Source organism: Streptomyces sp. AM 2-1-1, from assembly GCF_029167645.1.
Lineage (GTDB): Bacteria > Actinomycetota > Actinomycetes > Streptomycetales > Streptomycetaceae > Streptomyces.
Window position 1 is genome coordinate 289,875 of the sequence record NZ_CP119147.1, and the last position, 16,781, is coordinate 306,655.

At 72.0% G+C, this 16,781-nt stretch carries 15 protein-coding genes, 1 pseudogene and 1 riboswitch; of the genes and pseudogenes, 7 read left to right on the forward strand and 9 right to left on the reverse strand.

Going from position 1 to position 16,781, the window contains the following annotated elements:
- Positions 1-116 precede the first annotated feature (116 nt).
- A complete protein-coding gene (locus tag PZB77_RS01250) occupies positions 117-1,712 on the forward strand; it encodes an alkaline phosphatase D family protein (protein WP_275490637.1) in 1,596 nt (531 codons plus the stop codon).
- A gap of 11 nt (positions 1,713-1,723) precedes the next feature.
- On the forward strand, positions 1,724-2,668 hold the full coding sequence (locus PZB77_RS01255; RefSeq protein WP_275490638.1) for a discoidin domain-containing protein: 945 nt from the start codon (positions 1,724-1,726) through the stop codon (positions 2,666-2,668).
- A gap of 155 nt (positions 2,669-2,823) precedes the next feature.
- On the opposite strand, the gene PZB77_RS01260 is transcribed toward PZB77_RS01255, so the two are convergent.
- The 3 genes from PZB77_RS01260 to PZB77_RS01270 all read right to left on the reverse strand — a co-directional run bounded on the left by PZB77_RS01260 (position 2,824) and on the right by PZB77_RS01270 (position 4,742).
- Positions 2,824-3,360 (reverse strand): DUF4232 domain-containing protein, encoded by a 537-nt coding sequence (locus PZB77_RS01260; RefSeq protein ID WP_275495873.1) that lies wholly within the window; start codon positions 3,358-3,360, stop codon positions 2,824-2,826.
- A gap of 247 nt (positions 3,361-3,607) precedes the next feature.
- Complete coding sequence (locus PZB77_RS01265; protein WP_275490639.1) at positions 3,608-4,567, reverse strand: DUF389 domain-containing protein; 960 nt, start codon at positions 4,565-4,567, stop codon at positions 3,608-3,610.
- A gap of 49 nt (positions 4,568-4,616) precedes the next feature.
- On the reverse strand, positions 4,617-4,742 hold the full coding sequence (locus PZB77_RS01270; protein WP_275490640.1) for a hypothetical protein: 126 nt from the start codon (positions 4,740-4,742) through the stop codon (positions 4,617-4,619).
- 192 nt (positions 4,743-4,934) lie between these two features.
- Here PZB77_RS01270 and PZB77_RS01275 point away from each other — a divergent pair, with 192 nt between their 5' ends.
- Complete coding sequence (locus PZB77_RS01275) at positions 4,935-5,288, forward strand: tetratricopeptide repeat protein (RefSeq protein ID WP_275490641.1); 354 nt, start codon at positions 4,935-4,937, stop codon at positions 5,286-5,288.
- Between the two features lie 98 nt (positions 5,289-5,386).
- Here PZB77_RS01275 and PZB77_RS01280 read toward each other — a convergent pair whose 3' ends face one another.
- Together PZB77_RS01280 and PZB77_RS01285 are read right to left on the reverse strand one after the other, a co-directional pair.
- Positions 5,387-6,172 carry a CbtA family protein gene (locus PZB77_RS01280; protein WP_275490642.1) on the reverse strand — a complete coding sequence of 262 codons (786 nt, stop codon included), beginning with the start codon at positions 6,170-6,172 and terminating at the stop codon, positions 5,387-5,389.
- Positions 6,173-6,193: 21 nt separating this feature from the next.
- Complete coding sequence (locus tag PZB77_RS01285) at positions 6,194-6,409, reverse strand: CbtB-domain containing protein (RefSeq protein ID WP_275490643.1); 216 nt, start codon at positions 6,407-6,409, stop codon at positions 6,194-6,196.
- Between the two features lie 45 nt (positions 6,410-6,454).
- A riboswitch (adenosylcobalamin (AdoCbl) riboswitch) is annotated at positions 6,455-6,545 on the reverse strand.
- Positions 6,546-6,656: 111 nt separating this feature from the next.
- Here PZB77_RS01285 and PZB77_RS01290 point away from each other — a divergent pair.
- Positions 6,657-7,295: a histidine phosphatase family protein gene (locus PZB77_RS01290; RefSeq protein ID WP_275495874.1), complete on the forward strand. Its 639-nt coding sequence runs from the start codon at positions 6,657-6,659 to the stop codon at positions 7,293-7,295.
- Between the two features lie 63 nt (positions 7,296-7,358).
- On the opposite strand, the gene PZB77_RS01295 is transcribed toward PZB77_RS01290, so the two are convergent.
- Together PZB77_RS01295 and PZB77_RS01300 are read right to left on the reverse strand one after the other, a co-directional pair.
- Entirely contained in the window at positions 7,359-8,570 is a 1,212-nt protein-coding gene (locus tag PZB77_RS01295; protein ID WP_275490644.1) for an undecaprenyl/decaprenyl-phosphate alpha-N-acetylglucosaminyl 1-phosphate transferase, read from the reverse strand.
- 380 nt (positions 8,571-8,950) lie between these two features.
- Positions 8,951-9,439 carry a carboxymuconolactone decarboxylase family protein gene (locus tag PZB77_RS01300; protein WP_275490645.1) on the reverse strand — a complete coding sequence of 163 codons (489 nt, stop codon included), beginning with the start codon at positions 9,437-9,439 and terminating at the stop codon, positions 8,951-8,953.
- A gap of 205 nt (positions 9,440-9,644) precedes the next feature.
- Here PZB77_RS01300 and PZB77_RS31205 point away from each other — a divergent pair.
- Positions 9,645-10,544: pseudogene (locus tag PZB77_RS31205) on the forward strand (pirin family protein); the annotation flags it as partial.
- 18 nt (positions 10,545-10,562) lie between these two features.
- Positions 10,563-10,904, forward strand: coding sequence for a GNAT family N-acetyltransferase (locus PZB77_RS31210; RefSeq protein WP_343299898.1), 342 nt, complete (start codon positions 10,563-10,565; stop codon positions 10,902-10,904).
- Positions 10,905-10,972: 68 nt separating this feature from the next.
- Here the strand turns inward: PZB77_RS31210 and PZB77_RS01310 are convergent, their stop codons facing one another.
- Both PZB77_RS01310 and PZB77_RS01315 read right to left on the reverse strand, forming a co-directional pair.
- Positions 10,973-12,523 carry a glycoside hydrolase family 43 protein gene (locus PZB77_RS01310; protein WP_275490647.1) on the reverse strand — a complete coding sequence of 517 codons (1,551 nt, stop codon included), beginning with the start codon at positions 12,521-12,523 and terminating at the stop codon, positions 10,973-10,975.
- Positions 12,524-12,725: 202 nt separating this feature from the next.
- Complete coding sequence (locus tag PZB77_RS01315; RefSeq protein WP_343299833.1) at positions 12,726-14,624, reverse strand: RICIN domain-containing protein; 1,899 nt, start codon at positions 14,622-14,624, stop codon at positions 12,726-12,728.
- Here PZB77_RS01315 and PZB77_RS01320 point away from each other — a divergent pair.
- Positions 14,623-16,740 (forward strand): sigma-70 family RNA polymerase sigma factor, encoded by a 2,118-nt coding sequence (locus PZB77_RS01320; protein WP_275490649.1) that lies wholly within the window; start codon positions 14,623-14,625, stop codon positions 16,738-16,740. The genes PZB77_RS01315 and PZB77_RS01320 overlap by 2 nt on opposite strands.
- The last annotated feature ends 41 nt before the right edge of the window (positions 16,741-16,781 follow it).

Sequence of the window (16,781 nt, forward strand, 5' to 3'; positions counted from 1 at the left end):
CCCGCGACGGACCCCGAAGCGCTGTCGAGTCCCTGACAATAAGGAGTCGGCTCATCGCCCGTCGACGGTCTCCCGGGAGACGCCCCGTGTTCACGGCGCTCGGTTGTGGTGAGGAGGTGACTCCCAGACTCGCTCCACCCCAGGCGCTCACGGCAGCCACACGCCGACGGTTCGTCACCGTCACCGCCGCCGCAGCAGCCCTCGCCCTGTCCGGTGTCCTGCCCAGTGCGGGCGAGGCGGCCGCCGCCCCCGCCGCCCGCCTCAGGAACGACCCCTTCACCCTGGGAGTCGCCTCCGGTGATCCCCTGCCCGACGGGGTCGTCCTGTGGACCCGGCTGGCGCCCGATCCCCTCGCCCCCTTCAGCGGAATGGACCGGCGGACCTACCCCGTGCAGTGGGAGGTCGCCTCCGACGCGCGGTTCCGCAGGATCGTGCGGCGCGGCACGGCCCACCTGGTACCCGAGGACAACCACACCGCCCACGTCGACGTCCGTGGTCTGGAGCCGTGGCGCGAGTACTTCTACCGGTTCCGCTGCGGCGGCTTCATCAGTCCGGTGGGGCGTACGAAGACCGCGCCGGCCGCTCACCAGCTCGTCCCCCGCATGTCGCTGGCCTTCGCGTCCTGCCAGGCGATCTGGGAGGGCTGGTTCACCGCTCACCGTGATCTCGCGGCCCGGCGTCACGACGTGGTGCTCTTCCTCGGCGACTACATCTACGAGTTCGGTATCGACCGGGGCGTCCGACCGGGCGACGGCGAGGAGCACAACACCCGCCAGGCGGTGACCCTGGACGACTACCGGCAGCGGTACGCGTACTACAAGCTCGACCCCGACCTGCAGGCCGCCCACCACTCCGCCCCCTGGATCGTGGTCTTCGACGACCACGAGGTCGTCAACAACTGGGCGGACCTCGCCGCCGACGGCACCACACCCGACGACCTGCTGGTGCGGCGGGCCAACGGGTTCCGGGCCTACTGGGAGAACATGCCCCTGCGCGCACCGCAGTTCCCCGACGGACCGGACATGCAGTTGTACCGGCGGCTCGGCTACGGACGCCTCGCGGAGTTCTCGATGCTCGACACCCGCCAGTACCGCGACGACCAGGCGAACGGGGACGGGACCAAGGCCCCGAACGCGGCGACCGCCGACCCGGCGCGTTCTCTCCTCGGCTTCCCGCAGGAACGCTGGCTGCTCGACGGGCTCAGCGGCTCACGGTCCCGCTGGAACATCCTCGGCCACCAGACGGCCATCACCCTCCTCGACACCGCGGCCGGACCGAACGTGGCGGTCCCGATGGACACCTGGGACGGCTACAGCGCCTCCCGGGACCGGCTGCTCGGCGGTATCGCGGACCGCGGGATCCGCAACGTCGTCAGTCTCGCCGGCGACCTGCACCGCAGCGTCGCGAGCGATCTCGCGCTGGACTTCCACGACCCCGGTTCCCGGGTGGTGGCGACCGAGTTCGTGGGCACCTCGATCGCCTCCGGCCTGGACGGACAGGACATCGACGTGACGGGCCAAGCCCTCCTCGACGAGAACCCGCACATGAAGTTCGGCAACTTCCAGCGCGGCTACGTCAGTTGCGAGATCACCCCGGACCTCTGGCTGGCCGACCACCGCGTCTGCGACCGGGTCACCGTGCCGGACGGCACCGTGAGCAGTCGCACCGTCCTCGCCGTCGAGGACGGCGTCCCCGCCGTCCACCAGGCTTGAGGGAGCGAGACATGAAGCCCCACCCGAAGAGCATCCGTGCGGTGACCGCCGTCGCCTTCGTCGCCATCACGGCGGCCACCCTCGCCACCGGCGGCTCGGCCCACGAGGCCCGCGCCGCATCCCGGACCGCGCCGGCGACCGGGCCCGGCACCTCGACCGCCGGGCGATCGGCGGCCAGGCCCGCCGCCGGCCCCGTCGTGCTCTCGGCCACTCCGACGAGCCTCACCGGATCCGAACTCCCCTGCATGCCGACCACCTTCGACGTCTCCATGACCAACACCGGCACGAAGGCCCTCTTCGCCGACGCGACCCTGACCGCCGAGGCACCGATCACCCTCTCGGACCAGGTCTTCTCGACCTACCTGCCCGCCGCCGACCCGGACCGGCCGGTGACCCGGTCGGTGGGCGTACGGGTTCCTCCGGGCACGGCGCCGGGCGTCTACGACCTGACCGCGGTCTCGGGGAAGCAGCGCGTCGTGGTCCCCCTCACGGTCCAGGCTCCGCCCGCGCCCGGCCCGGGGGCGAACCTCGCCTACGGCAGGGCGGTGACCGCTTCCTCGACCCACGGGAACTTCACCACCTGTGCCGCCGTGGACGGTGACAGCAACTACCTCCACTGGGGTTCCGGTTACGGCTGGAACGACGCGGACAAGGGCGTCTTCCCCGACTGGCTCGCCGTCGAGTGGCCCGAACCGGTCGAGCTGGGACGCGTCGAGACCGTCACCTACGGCACCCCGGCCCGCCCGGCGGCGCTCCAGGGAATCAAGGAGTTCGACGTCCAGGTGAGGTCCGGTGGCGTCTGGGTGACCGTCGGGTCCTACCGTGACAACACACTCGACCGGATCGTCACCACCTTCGCCCCGGTGACCACGGACGCGGTCCGCGTCTACGTCCGCTCCTCCAACAGCGCCGACTACACGCGCCTCCTGGAAGTGGAGGCGTACGCACCGGAGTAGGCGGCCGGGCGCGCCGCTGGTCCGGAGCGGTGCGGGCACACCGCTCCGGACCGCGACGCCGCCCCGGCCGGCCCTGCGGCCGCCGTGTCGCCAAGGCGTCGTCGACGCTCGGGCGACGACGCCCTGATCGCGATCCGCGTGGTCCGGGGAACGGGTCAGGCACCCTGCTGGACCGGGCCGATGAGGGTGCCGGGGGCCACCTCGAGTGCGCCCTCGGCGAAGGAGGTCCCGGGGATCTCCCCGTCCGGAGCCCGGAGGGTGAACGACGCCTCGTCGGCCGAGGTGGCGCTCGCACCGCTGGGAACCCGGATGTCGAAGTGCACCGGCCGACCCGGGCCGAAGGTCGTCACGGCATCCTGAGCGCCGTGACGACCAGGGCTGACGCCGCTGTCCGAGCCGTGGTCCAGGAACCGCGTGCCGGTGGGCGACCCGGCCAGTTCGCACGGCGCGTACCCGCGCGGGGCGGTCAGGGTCACGCGGTAGTGACGGTGCCCCGCCGTACGGTCCGCCCCGGTGATCTTCGCGATGTGGTTGGCCGGGCGGCAGGCCGAGGGTGCGGCCCCGGTCACGGGCGCGGCCTGCACAGCTCCCGCGCCGGCACCGCCCGCCAGCACGGTGACGGCGGCTACGGCGGCTACGGCGGCTACGGCGGCTACGGCGAGAGAGACGGCACTCCGTCGGTCGGTACGCATCATGAACGCTCCTTGCCTCGTGCACGGGCCTGGCGGGCACGCATCGCGCGCTCCGTCAGCACCCTGGTCGGCCCCATCCCTGCCCAACTCCGCCGCAGAAGTCACGGGGCGCACGGGTGGTGCGGGGCGACCGGACCGCAGCCGGGAGAACGCCTCACCAGAGGAGTGAGGGCGCACGGAGGGCTCGTTGACCATGAGACCCGCCCTTCTGCCGCCGACCCTCCCGAGGCGACGTGCGGGAAGTGTTTCAGTACCGGCCCGGTTTCACCCCGCCGGCGGCGGGTCGGCGCAACTGGCGGGCCCACAGAGCCTTCTGGGCGAGCAGGGTGAGGGTTCCGGCGAGTGTGATGCCGCCGAGGTTGGCGAGGAGTTGCTGCGAGGACCCGATCGTCTGCGCGTAGTCGGAGTAGCTGAACGCCACCGCCGCGTTGGCCGCTGCGGGGACGGTCGTCACCGAGATGGTCACCCCGATCAGCGCGGCCGACTTCGACGAGGTCAGCGACAGGGTGCCGGCGACGCCCGCCAGGAACGCCACCACGAACGACATCATGTCCGGCTGCCAGATGAAGGCGGTGTTGGGACGGTCACCTTCGACCATCGCCCGAGTGAACAGGCCGCAGGCGTCCATCAGCCACGCGAACCCGGCCGTCATCACCATCGCCGCCGCGAACCCGCCCACCAGGGCCACCAACGAGCGGGCCACCAGACGCGGCGCCCGTTGCACCAGAGCGGTGGAGACCCCCGCCAACGGGCCGAACTCGGGTCCCACCGCCATGGCGCCGACGATCAGGATCGCGTTGTCCAGCATGACACCGACGGCCGCCAGCATCGTGGCGATCGTCAGGAACGCCACGTACGTGATGCTGAACGTCGACTCCTCGTGGGTGACCTCCGTCAGCTCCTCCCACAGCACGGCGTCCGCACCCTCGCCCGGAGCCTGCTCCTCCGCCTCTTCGGCGTGCGCGGAGAGCGTCAGATCCAGGTTCTCCACCGTGATGGAGCCCGTGCGGTCGATGCCGAGCCCTCGCAGCCCGCCGATGAGCTCGTCCCCCGCCTCCCGGGCGACGTCGCACAGCACCAGGTCACCGGCCGGGGAGCGGGCCGCGCCCGGCAGTACCGCGAGATGAGTGGTGCCGACACTGCCCTCCAGCAGGCTCAGCACCTCCTCCGTGCGGTCGGCCGGGACGATCAGACGCAGATGCAACACGGAGAAACCCTCCCAAGGACGGCCGTCGCGACGGGGGCGGTCGGGTCCGTCACAGTGTGCGCAGCGACAGCCGCTGGTCCTTGTGGTCCGGGCTCTTGCGCAGCACCAGGGTGGCACGTCCTCGCGAAGGGGCGACGGCTCCCCCGGCGGTGACGCGACGGGCGGACGAGGTCACGGCCACGCCCTCCTCGTCCGGACGCCTCCCGTCATGCCCCGCACCTCACCGAACGTCCGGCGGCGTCGCCGCGAGCCCGCCGTACACCCCCGGCCAATTTGGTGGAATTTTCAACGACAGAGGTGGGTTGTCGCGATCACACGGGCGGGAGACCGGGAACGGCCTCTTCGCCGGCGGCAGAGGAGGAAGCAGATGGACCAGGGCTACTACGAGTTCGGCACGGCCGCCGACCGGTGGAACCGCGCGGAGATGTTCTTCGACGCCAAGGAGTACCTGACGGCGGCGCGCATCCTCGGTGGGCTCGTGGAGGAGGTTCCCGAGCAGGTGGCCCCGCGGCTGCTGCTCGCCCGGGCCTACTACCACTCGGCGCGGCTCGGGAAGGCCGAGGCGGAGCTGCGGACCGTGCTGGAGCGCGACCCCGTCGAGGACTACGCCCGGCTGCTCCTCGGACGCACGCTGGAGCGCCAGGGGCGGCACGAGGAGGCCAAGCCGCACCTGCGGATGGCCGCCGCGCTGAACGGCGATTTCCCCGGCGCCGACGACTGACGGCCGGGCCTGTCGGGGAGTGAACCGTCGGCAGGTACCGTCGCGGCGTGCGGGACGTGTGCGGCCGGAGAGGACTTCTCCGGCCGCACACGCACACGTCAGCCGACCACCCCGGCGGGCCGGGGAGCACTCTCCCGGGTGGCCGCGCCCCGTTCCCGCGAGGGGAGGAGGAGCCGTTCGGTGAGGGCGCCGAAGACCAGCCCGAAGCTCACCCAGAGGGTGGCCTGGACGGCGAGGGTGGAGAGCCGGAACTCCCAGAGCAGGCTCGCCGGGAAGTCCGCGCCCACCTCGTCGAACGACGGCAGGAACACATAGGCGAGCCCGATCAGCACGACGTATCCGGCGGACGCGGCGATCGTCGCGTTCCAGTTGCCGAGGCGCGGTGCGAGCCTCCTCCCGCCGATCACGGCGGCGACGGCGAGCAGCACGCTGAGCACCACCATGAGGAAGAACAGGCCGGTACGTTGCCCGATGGTGTCCGGGTCGCCCACGGCCGGCGGGTTGGCCGGATATTTGAGGAACGGTACGACGTACACGGAGAGCAGCGCCGCCCCCGCGACCAGGGCCGCGGTGGCCCGGGGGCCGAAGGCGCCGATGCGGCCGAGGGCATAGCAGAAGACGAGTGCCGCGATGCCGCCGACGGCGACGCCGAAGACGAGGATGCCGGTGGCGAGACCGCCGGTGGCCTGCATCGTGCGGCTGACCAACTCCTCACCGCCGTGGTGGTCGTGGCTGTGAACGTGGCTGTGGGCCTCCTCCAGGGCGATGGCCGCGTCCACGCGCGACTCACCGAGGAAGTAGGCGACGAGGAGCGCCGCGGCGCCCGCGACAAGGCCCGCGAGCATGCCGCGGAGCAGGAGCGCTCGAACGGATAGGGAGTTCATGGAGTTCGGTTTCCCCGTGTCCTAGTGGCAGGGGAAGCCGAGGAGGTGACGGCCGTCGTGGAGCCACTCGTGCACGGCCTCGCCGGAGATGAGCGAGGTAGCTCCCTGCTCGGCGCCGACGAAGTACAGCAGGACGAGCATGAGAACGCCGAAGAAGACGGCCCACGGGGCGATCGCCTTCAGCGAGAGGGGGGTGACGGCGGGTACGCCGGTTGCGGGTGCGGCAGTATGTGCCATGGCAGAACCTCCTGGGGGAACACGCGTCCCGATCGTGGTGCCTGAGACGACGGTGCTGGGTCTGACTTCCCGCGGTTACGGGTTCACAGTGGCGCGACCGTGCCGGATTCTCACCGGACTTCCGTGCTCCGTCGTCATGCTGGTCAGACCATAGCGCCTGTGTTCGGGGGCCGCCATGGTGCGATGTGCCGGTCGATCCCCAACGTACCCATGGGGAATGGGCGTTGAGCGAGAGGAAATGGACGGAATGACGCTGCGGGTGACGTTCCTCTCACCGGCTCCGGGGCCGGCGCTGCGCGAGGCGAGGTTCGCGGGCGCCGACGACGGCGAGGCCGGGGACGGTGCACGTCCGATCGATCCCGCGGGCGAGCGCCGTGCCCGTGCCGCCGCTTCGGCGGTCCCGGACGCCGGGCGCCACCTGTCGGGTCCCTCGCAACGCTGTCTGCGTACGGCGCGGGCGCTCGGAGTGAGGCCCGTCCCCGAACCGGTCCTGCACGACTGGGACATGGGGCGGTGGCGGGGGCGGAGGCTGGCGGAGGTGTCCGCCGGCGAACCGGAGGGCGTCGCGGCCTGGCTCGGTGATCCCGCGGCGGCGCCGCACGGGGGCGAGTCCCTGCACGGCCTGCTCGGACGCGTGGGCGGCTGGCTGGACTCGCTCGCCGGGGCGGACGGCGCGAGTGAGGGGGACGGGCGGGTCCTGGTGGTCGCGGAACCCGCCGTCGTCCGCGCGGCGGTCGTACACGCGGTGGCCCTTCCCCCGGCGGCGTTCTGGCGCCTCGACGTGGCGCCCCTCTCCCTCGTCGCCCTCACCGGGCGGGCGGGCCGGTGGAACCTGACGCTGGGCGCCCCGCTCCCGGGCTCCGGCGGCGCGGCGGCCCGCGCGTAGGACGGACCGGCCCTGCCCGAGCCTCCCTCCGGAGAGCGGTCGGAGCAGCCGGTGCGAGAAGGTTCAGCGCCGGTCGCCGGCCAGGTCAGAGGGGCGCCCCTCGGACGACTTCCTGGTCGCGGCGATCTGCGGTGCGGTGGATGCCCGCGAGGGCGTCGCAGCCGCCTTCCGACCGGGGGTGGAGAGTTGCTGTGCGGGGCCGGGCACGGAGGCCGCCCGCCGCGACGGCGTACCCGCTGCGGTCTGCGGGGCCGCGGCGTCCTTGACGGGTTTACGGCGTACGCCGGTACGCGGCGCGGGTGCGGAGTGGACCGGTACGCGCAGCAGCGCCAGCACCGCGAGGGCGGCGCCCGCCGGCACGGCCAGGCCGACCGCGGGGTGGATCACCCCGGTGTGGATGAGGGTGCCGGTGGACGCGCAGGCCGCCGTCGTCAGGATCATGGTGACCGCCGCTCCCCTGGGCGTCAGGCGCAGGCGGCGGAGCCGGTGCACCGCGTGGTCCTGGGCCTCTGCCAGGAAGGACCGGCCCGCCTTCTTCCGGGACAGCAGGACGAGGACCAGATCGGCGAGCGTCATCGTCATCAGCACGGGGACCGACACCCACGCGGCGCTCCCGTCGGGGGCCTCGGAGAGCACCAGCAGGGCTGCGCCGGAGAGGAGGAAGCCGGTGTACTGCGAGCCGCAGGAGCCGTAATAGACGCGCGCGGGCGGCCAGTTGTACGGCATCACGCCGAGAACCGAGGCGCCGGCCACGGCGAGCAGCAGCACGGCACCGGGGTGGTGGTCGACGGCGGCGCAGGCGAGCAGTCCGGCGGCGAGGACCACGGTCACTCCGGCCGCCGTGCCGTCCGAGCCCTCCAGCAGTTGCAGGGCGTGGGTGAGGAGCACCATGAGGACGGCTCCGCCCACTGCCGCCACCGGGGAAAGCCCGGAGAACGCGGCGACGAGTGCCGCCAGGACGGTGCGCAGGACGAGTTCCGTCCGGGCACCGACCGGGCGCACCTCCTTCACCAGTCCGAGTACCGCGACCGCGGCGGACGCGGTGAGCAGGAAGCGCACGCCCGCGCCGGGTTCGGGAAGGCCCAGGCGGGGGGCGGCCACCATCACGCCGGTGGTCGCCAGGACGACGGCGACACCGGCGCCGACGGTCCGCCGGGGCCCTCGGCGGCCGCCTTTCGCCGCGATGACCGGGGCGAGCCCGCGGACGACCGCGGTGAGTGCCACGGTGATCACCAGCGCGACCGCCCCGGAGATGATGACGCCGACCACGTTCACCTGCTCTGCCTTTCCTCGTTCCTGGCCCCGTGGCGTCGTCCGCCGCCGGGAGCCCCCGCACGGCACTCCCGGAACGCGCGACCGGGCGGCACACCGCGCCACCCGAGTGGAGTCGTTCCACAACCTAAGGTGCACATGTAGTGATATGCCCCAAATAACACGCAGAGGGACATTTTGATTGGAGTTCGAGGAAAACCGAACAGGTGGGCAGCGGACGGGAGGTCCACCGTGTCCGGTCGGCCGACAGGGGCGTGAGGCGTACGCGGCCCCGTACGTCAGCCCGCGAGAGGCAGGCACGGCAAGAACGCTTGCACCGGCGGGAACGGCGGGAACGGCCGAGAGCGACGGTGCGGGCCCCAGATCGCCTGGGGCCGGTGGTGTCACTGCGCCGGAACGGCTCGCACCGGGTGCTTGCTCATGATGGACACCCGGTTGAAGGCGTTGATGGCGACGGCCACCCAGATCACCGCTGCGATCTCGTCCTCGGAGAGGGCGGACCGGGCCAGAGCGTAGGAGGTCTCCTGCAGCTGGGCGTCGGCGGGCCGGGTGGCCGCCTCCGCGAGGGCGAGGGCGGCTCGTTCCTGGGCGGTGAACACCTCGGTGTCGCGCCAGGCGGCCAGTACCCCCAGGCGCCGGGTCGTGTCGCCGGCGCGGAGGGCGGCCCGGGTGTGGACGTCCAGGCAGTACGCGCAGCCGTTGATCTGGGAGACCCGGAGGTTGACCAGTTCCACCAGGGTCCGGCTCAGCCCGGCCTTCTCCGCGGTGGCGCGCACCGCTTCGGAGGTCGCGACCAGCGCGCGGTAGGCCGCCGGGCTCTGCTTGTCGATGTACACCCGTCGCTTCTCCTGTGCCGTCTCGGCGCCGCTCACCCTGGTCTCCTCACCGGGGCGCGTCGCCCCTTCCACCTCTCCGTGCGCCCGGGCGGACGACGGCTTACCATCGAGCATGATCGTTGAACATGAAAGCACCTCCGGCGGGGGCCCCGTTCCCGGGGAGAGCGGCGTCGCCCCTGACCGGCACACGCGGCCCCCCGGCGCCGAAGGGCCCGGCGCCGCGGCGGAGCCCGCCCCCCGCGTGGACGTGCTCACGGCGCGGGACGTACCCCTCGGCGGCCCCCGGGCCATGACGGTGCGGCGCACGCTGCCGCAGAAGGCGCGCACCCTCATCGGCGCCTGGTGCTTCATCGACCACTACGGACCGGACGACGTCGCCCGCACGGGCGGCATGGACGTGGCTCCCCATCCGCACATCGGTCTGCAGACGGTCAGCTGGCTCTTCAGCGGGGAGATCGAGCACCGCGACAGTCTGGGCAGCCACGCCTTCGTACGCCCGGGCGAGCTCAACCTCATGACCGGCGGCCGCGGGATCAGCCACACCGAGGTCTCCACACCGGACACGGCCGTGCTGCACGGGGTGCAGTTGTGGGTGGCGCTCCCCGACGCACACCGGCACGCCGACCGCGACTTCCGGCACCACGCGCCCGAGCCCGTCGTCGTCGACGGTGCCGTGCTCCGGGTGTTCCTCGGGTCCCTGGCCGGGGACACCTCTCCGGTCCCGACGTTCACGCCGCTGCTCGGCGCGGAACTCGTCCTCGCTCCCGGCGCGAGCGTCACCCTGAAGACGGACCACGCCTTCGAGCACGGCCTCCTCGTGGACCGGGGGAACGTCCGCCTCGGTGAAACCCTCCTGAGTCCGGCCGAGTTGGGATACGTCGGCCCGGGGAACGGCAGCATGACCCTGACCAACGAATCGGACGTGCCCGCGCGGGCGGTGCTGGTCGGCGGTGTTCCCTTCGGGGAGAAGATCGTCATGTGGTGGAACTTCGTGGGCCGTACCCACGAGGACATCGTCGAGGCGCGCGAGGAGTGGGAGGCCGCGTCGGACCGCTTCGGCCACGTCGACGGCTACCCCGGAAACCGGATCCCCGCCCCCTTGCTCCCGAACGCCACCCTCGCCCCGCGAGGCAACCCCTCTCCCAGCGAAAGGCTTCCCATGACCCCGTCAGGCGCCACTCCGAGCGTCCAGCGCGTCGACGCCAGGCACCGTTACGAGATCCACGTCGACGGTGTGCGCGCGGGACTCACCGCGTACCGCGACCGTGGCGACCAGCGGGTCTTCTTCCACACCGAGATCGACGAGGCCTTCGCCGGCCAGGGTCTGGCATCCCTTCTGGTGGAGCAGGCACTCGGCGACGTACGGGCCTCGGGGAAGCGGATCGTGCCGGTCTGCCCCTACGTGGCGAAGTTCCTCACGAAGCACGAGGAGTTCGCGGACATCAGCGACCCGGTCACCCCGGAGGTCCTGGAGTGGCTGGAATCGGCGCGCTCCCACTGATTCCGCCCGCCGCGGAACCGACGCGCCCCGCTCTCCAGGGCCTTCCGGGCGCGTCGGGCGGAGCGGACTCAGGCAGGGCTCAGCTCGAACCAGTCGAAGGCCACGCTGCCCCGGGTGGCGTACATGCCGATCACCCGGCCGGTGAAGCCTCCGGCCACCTCGGTGGTGAGGTAGCGGCCGTCGAGTTCGGCGAGGATCTCGAACCGCCCCGCGTCGCTCCCGTCGCTGCCGTCGCACTCGTAACCGAGCCGAAGGGCGTCAGGGGCGCCGACCCGCAGGCCCGCGCCGGCCTGTGGCCCGGCGCTGCGGGTGGTGACGGTGGGCGGCAGGAGACCGGTGGTGATCACGTCGACGCGCAACGTCAACGGGCCTACGGGCACGGTCCGTTCGGCGACGACGTGGCGCAGGGGGCCGATACGGGCGACGACCCGCACCGCGTCGCCCTCCCTCTCCACCTGGTAGTGGTGCGCCTCGTCGAGGCGTACGGCCAGGCCGCCGCGGCCTCCACCGGAGGCGTCGACCCGCGTGCGGGCGCCGCACTCCGGATCGCGCTGACGCCGTCCCACGAAGACGGCGCCCGGCCGGTCCAGGCTGTCCGCACGGGCGTTCAGCACGAGGTGTCCCGGCCGCACGGCGAGGTGGACGGCTTCGGGGTCCTGCCGTCGCAGCGTCACCCAGTGCGGAGTGAGCGCGGGCGCGTCGAAGTCGTCGCGGACCGGTTCGGCGGGCCAGGGGTGCGGGGCCAGCTCCGGCGCGCGTCCGCGTAGTTCCAGCGGTCCGGGCAGCGGCCAACCGTCCTCCCAGCGCACCGGCGTCAGGAAGGTCTCGCGCCCCATGCCGTGGAAGCCGGGGGTGTCGCCCCGGGGGCGGGTGCCGAGCAGCACCATCCACCAACTGCCGTCATGGGCCTGCACGACGTCGCCGTGACCGGTGTTCTGCACCGGGTGGTCCGTACTGCGGTGCGAGAGTACGGGATTGTCCGGGTGCGACTCGAACGGTCCGGGCAGCGATCGGGTCCTGGCCACCGAGAGGGCGTGCCCGCGCTCCGTACCGCCCTCGGAGAGCAGTAGGTACCACCACTCACCGATCCGGTAGAGGTGCGGCCCTTCGGGATACTGCAGACCGGTTCCGGACCACATCTCCACCGGCTCACCGAGCAGTTCGCCCGTCGCCGGATCGATGCGCACGCCCTTGACGCCGTCGTGGGAGAACACGCACCAGCAGTCGCCCTCCTCGTCCCAGGCCAGGTCGGGGTCGATGCCGAGGATCGGGACCCGTACGGGGTCGGACCACGGGCCGGCGGGGTCCTCGGCGGTCACCAGGAGGGTGCCCGCACCCCGGACCACGGTGGTGATCATCCAGAACCGCCCGTCGTGATGCCTCAGCGTGGGCGCGTAGACCCCGGAGGAGGAGGCGACCGTGTCGGCGAGCTCCAACTGCGCGGGCCGGCCCAGTGCGTGCCCGATCAGCCGCCAGTGCACCAGGTCACGGCTGTGCCACAGCGGCACCCCGGGTACGTACTCGAAACTGGAGGTCGCCACGTAGTAGTCCTCTCCCACGCGGCAGATGCTCGGGTCCGGGCTGAAGCCCGGTATCACCGGATTGTCGAAGAACGCCATGTCCATCCTCGGAGGTCGTGCGTGCGGAGGTCGCCCCCGCATGGTGCCCCAAGGCCCACGCCCCGCCCCACCCGGCCTCAGCCCGCAGCGCCCTCGCCCGCCCGGCGTCGACGTGGCGTGGACGGCGGTGTGCCCGTCGCGGCCGGGACCGCGACGGGCACGCTCTGCCGGAGACGGCCGCAGCCGTCGGTGGGGGGCGGGGTCAGCCGCCGATCGTGCTCTGCGGACCGGCGTACTCCTTCAGCAGGGCGGGCACGTCCTTAGCCGCGTCCAGGGTGTAGGCGTAGTAGCTGCCCGGGGTGAAGGTGGTGCCGCCCGTCACCTGCTTGCCGGTGCAGTTGACCAGGATGCTGCCCGACTGACTCAGGGATGCCGCCGAGGTGTCGATGTTGAAGGGGTTGGCGACGTTCTCGAAGTAACTGTTCTCGACGACGGTCTTCGAGGCGCCCCGGGACAGGTTTCCGTAGGAGGTGACGTTCTGGAGGTAGTTGTTGTAGAGGTGGGCGAGTGCCACGTTGTCGATGCTGGGATTGCGCTGGTTGGTGTCGTGGATCCAGTTGTGGTGGATGGTCATCCGGGCGGTGACGTGGTCGGTCCAGCCGATGCCGACGGCCTTGTTCTCGGTGCCCAGGACGTTCCAGGAGAGGGTGAGGTAGCTGGTGTCCTTGCGGCTGTCGATGAGGCCGTCGTTCATCCGCTCGATCCGGTTGTGGTCGATCCAGACGTGGTCGGCGGTGTCCATCTGGATTCCGTCGTAGTCGTAGACCTTGTCGTCCGGGTCGTCGTCCGTCATCTGCGCGTCGCGGATGGTGAGGTTGCGGATGATGACGTTGTGCACGCCGGTTCCCAGGAAGAAGCCGCCGTGCACGATCTCGCCCTTCGTGCCGACGCCGACGATCGTCTTGTCGGAGGTCACCGGGATCTCGTGGCCGTACGGGGCGACGGTGACGGCGGCGGCGACCTTGATGACGTACGGGCTGGTGGCGGTGGCGTACTTGACCAGGTCGGCGTAGGTGGTCACGGTGACGGTGCTGCCGGCCGCGCCACCGGTGGTGCCGCCACCGGTGGAGGCGAAGCCGTCCGCCTTGTCCGACCAGGAGCGTCCCGCCGCGGCGGGTTTGAAGGCCCACTGCTTGTTGCTGTTGGCGGTGCAGGTCTCCTGGATGATCCCGGCACCACTGGCCGTCGAGGCACCCTCGTCACTGACACAGAGACCACTGTTGACGTTCACGATCTGGAACGTCCCCGACCCACTGGGCACCAGCGTCCACGCCTGGTTCGTCTGCCCCGCACAGCTGTACTGCTGCAACCGCGTCCCACTCACCGTCGAAAAACCCGGCACGTCCACACACTTACCGCTGTGCACGTTCACCAGCCGGTACGACCCCGACCCCGCCGACTCCAACCGGAACTCCTGCCACTCCGCACCAGCGGTGCACCCCCACTGCTGCAACAACGCCCCGTTCTCCTTCGACGCCGCCGGCACGTCGACACACTTACCGCTCTTCGTCACCACCAGCTGATACACCCCACCCACCGCCGGCAACGTCGCCGCGACAGCGGGCGACACCACCCCACCCACCACCACACCGCACACCACGAACACGAACGCCGCGAGCAGCGCCCCCAGCCTGGAGGCGCCGCGAGGGCGTCGGTCTCCGCCCACCGGGCCGGGTCGTGCGCTGAGCTCTCTCCACATGGGGCACTCCTTCGGGCGACTCGTACGGCAGCGGGCTCCGTCGCCCGCGTGCCGGCCGCGACTGGAGGAGCCGCAGCGCCCTGGTAGATGCGTGGGACGGGAGGGGATAACAGAAATCTCGAGGAAACTTTTCTGGAAAGAGCGGATCTCCTCGCGGGTGGTGGGGCGGGCGCTGGAAGAGACCCACAGCGGCGACCGGGCCGTCCGTACTCGGACGCGCGGCGCAGAGCACGAGACATCGCGCGCAACAGGCCTGCACCGCACCCTTGTTGGGTGGTCCGGAGCGCTGAGCGGCGGCCGTTGGCCGTCTCGTTGTGGATCTTTACAGCGCATCGACGCTGTGCCACGATGCGGACCCCTGGGAAGATCGATCGGATGAATGACCGGCGAGGCGGAGACCATGGCAGAGCGCCGAACCGACACCGAGGAGGAGGTCGCCTCTCTGGTGACTGCCGCGCGGGACGGTGACCGGCAGGCGATGGAGCGGCTGGTCGAGCTCCACCTGCCGCTGGTCTACGGCGTCGTCGGCCGTGCTCTGAACGGGCACGCGGACGTCGACGACCTCGTCCAGGAGACGATGCTGCGGATCGTCCGCGGGTTGCCGAAACTGCGCGAGGCCGACCGGTTCCGCTCGTGGGTGGTCGCCATCGCGTACCGCGAGGTACAGCAGTACCTACGGCGCACCGCGCGGAGCCGGGCCTCCCGTGGGGACGTCGAGAACGTGGCCGATCCGCTGCCCGACTTCGCCGAACGCACCGTGGCCGAACTCGCCCTGACGGGCCAGCGACGTCATCTCGCCCGGGCGACCCGCTGGCTGGAGCCGGCCGACCGGCAGGTGCTCGCCCTCTACTGGGAGGAGGCGTCGGGCCGCCTCACCCGCTCGGAGGTCGCCGCCGCCCTGGGCCTCGACCGCCGGCACACGGCGGTGCGCGTCCAGCGGATGCGGGACCGGCTGGAAGCGGCGCGCACCCTCGTCCACGCGCTGGCGGCCACCCCGCGCTGTCCCGGGCTCGTCGCCGAGGCGCGGGAGTGGGACGGGACGAGCAGCCCGCTGTGGCGCAAGCGCCTCACCCGTCATGTGCGGGAGTGCGCCCGGTGCCAGGCTCACCGCAGCGGTCTGGTCGCGCCGGAGAACCTGCTGCCCGGCATCGGTCTGGTGGCTGTCCCCGGCGTCCTGCTGGTCTGGCTCCGGGAGACCGCCGCGTCCGCCGCCCCTTCGTTGCCGGCGAGGCTCCACGACGCGCTCGCACCGGCCACCGCCACGACGAAGGCCGCGGCCCTCGCGGCGGCGGCCGCCGTCACCGCGGGGACTCTGGGTCTCCTGCTCTGGCAGTCGCCCGACTCTCCTCCGTCGGGCGCTCCGGCGCCCGGCGCCACGGCGCCCGCGCCCGCCGGGTCCTCCGCGGCCCCGTCGGCCGGCAACGACGCCACCGCGACGAGCCTGTACGTCGCGCCGGACGGATCGGACGAGGGCGACGGAACCCTCGCACACCCGTTCGCCACGCTCGGACCGGCGGTCGCCCGGGTGCGTCCGGGCGGGACGATTCTGCTCAGGGGCGGTACCTACCACCCCACGGAGGCGGTGGAGATCACCACGGCGGGCACCGCACGGCACCGCATCACCCTCGCCAACTACCCGGGCGAGCACCCGGTGGTGGACGCGTCCGGCATCCCCCGCACCCTCTGGGCGATCACCCAGACGGCCGGGTTCTGGACCGTGCGGGGGTTGGAGATCCGCGGCTCCGCCAGTCACGCGTACGTCTGCCGGGGCTGTGCCCACACCGTCTTCCAGGGCCTCTCCTTCCACGACAACGCCGGGTCCGGCCTGACCCTGCGCGACGGCGGTACCGAGGCCAACTCCGTGCTGGACAGCGACTTCTTCGCCAACCACGGCGATCACGGCCGCGGCGGGATCGGTCTCGCGATCAAGTTCGGTTCCGGCGCGGGCAACGTCGTGCGGGGCTGCCGGACGTACGACAACGCCAACGAGGGTCTGGACCTCGGCGGGTTCACCACTCCGGTGACCGTGGAGAGCAACTGGTCCTTCGGCAACGGGGTGAACCGGTGGCAGGACACCGACTGGCAGGGAAAGGGCAACGGGTTCACCCTGGGCGGCGGCAACACCCGGGCCGTCGTCCCCCATGTCGTACGGAACAACGCCGCGTGGGACAACACCGGTCTGGGCTTCACCGACGAGGGGAACCCCGGCCGGATCTCCCTGGTGCGCAACACGGCGTACCGCAACGGCGTGGACGGCTTCCACCTCACCACCGCGACCGCCGTGACGCGGGCCAACGCGGCGGTCGCGAACGGGCGGGACGCGGTGCTGGGCGACGGCGTCCGGTCCGCCGAGAACAGCTGGGACGGACAGGACCCTGGCACCGGGCTCTTCGCCTCGACCGATCCGGCTGCGGTCCGGGGCCCCCGGTCCGCGGACGGCGCGCTCCCCCGTACGGCCTTCCTCGCCCCGCGTGTCCGCGGCGGGGCGGCACCGGGAGCGACCATGACGGTCTCCTGACCCCGTTCGCCGCCGACAGGGTCCGCTGATCCGGTCCGCCG

What these genes read in the sequence shown, in the direction of transcription:
- PZB77_RS01275 (WP_275490641.1), top strand. Translation starts at nt 4,935, where the DNA reads ATGGACCAGGGCTACTACGAGTTCGGCACGGCCGCCGACCGGTGGAAC.
- PZB77_RS01290 (WP_275495874.1), top strand. Translation starts at nt 6,657, where the DNA reads ATGACGCTGCGGGTGACGTTCCTCTCACCGGCTCCGGGGCCGGCGCTG.
- PZB77_RS01285 (WP_275490643.1), bottom strand. Translation starts at nt 6,409, where the DNA reads ATGGCACATACTGCCGCACCCGCAACCGGCGTACCCGCCGTCACCCCC.
- PZB77_RS31210 (WP_343299898.1), top strand. Translation starts at nt 10,563, where the DNA reads ATGACCCCGTCAGGCGCCACTCCGAGCGTCCAGCGCGTCGACGCCAGG.
- PZB77_RS01280 (WP_275490642.1), bottom strand. Translation starts at nt 6,172, where the DNA reads ATGAACTCCCTATCCGTTCGAGCGCTCCTGCTCCGCGGCATGCTCGCG.
- PZB77_RS01320 (WP_275490649.1), top strand. Translation starts at nt 14,623, where the DNA reads ATGGCAGAGCGCCGAACCGACACCGAGGAGGAGGTCGCCTCTCTGGTG.
- PZB77_RS01315 (WP_343299833.1), bottom strand. Translation starts at nt 14,624, where the DNA reads ATGGTCTCCGCCTCGCCGGTCATTCATCCGATCGATCTTCCCAGGGGT.
- PZB77_RS01255 (WP_275490638.1), top strand. Translation starts at nt 1,724, where the DNA reads ATGAAGCCCCACCCGAAGAGCATCCGTGCGGTGACCGCCGTCGCCTTC.
- PZB77_RS01260 (WP_275495873.1), bottom strand. Translation starts at nt 3,360, where the DNA reads ATGCGTACCGACCGACGGAGTGCCGTCTCTCTCGCCGTAGCCGCCGTA.
- PZB77_RS01310 (WP_275490647.1), bottom strand. Translation starts at nt 12,523, where the DNA reads ATGGCGTTCTTCGACAATCCGGTGATACCGGGCTTCAGCCCGGACCCG.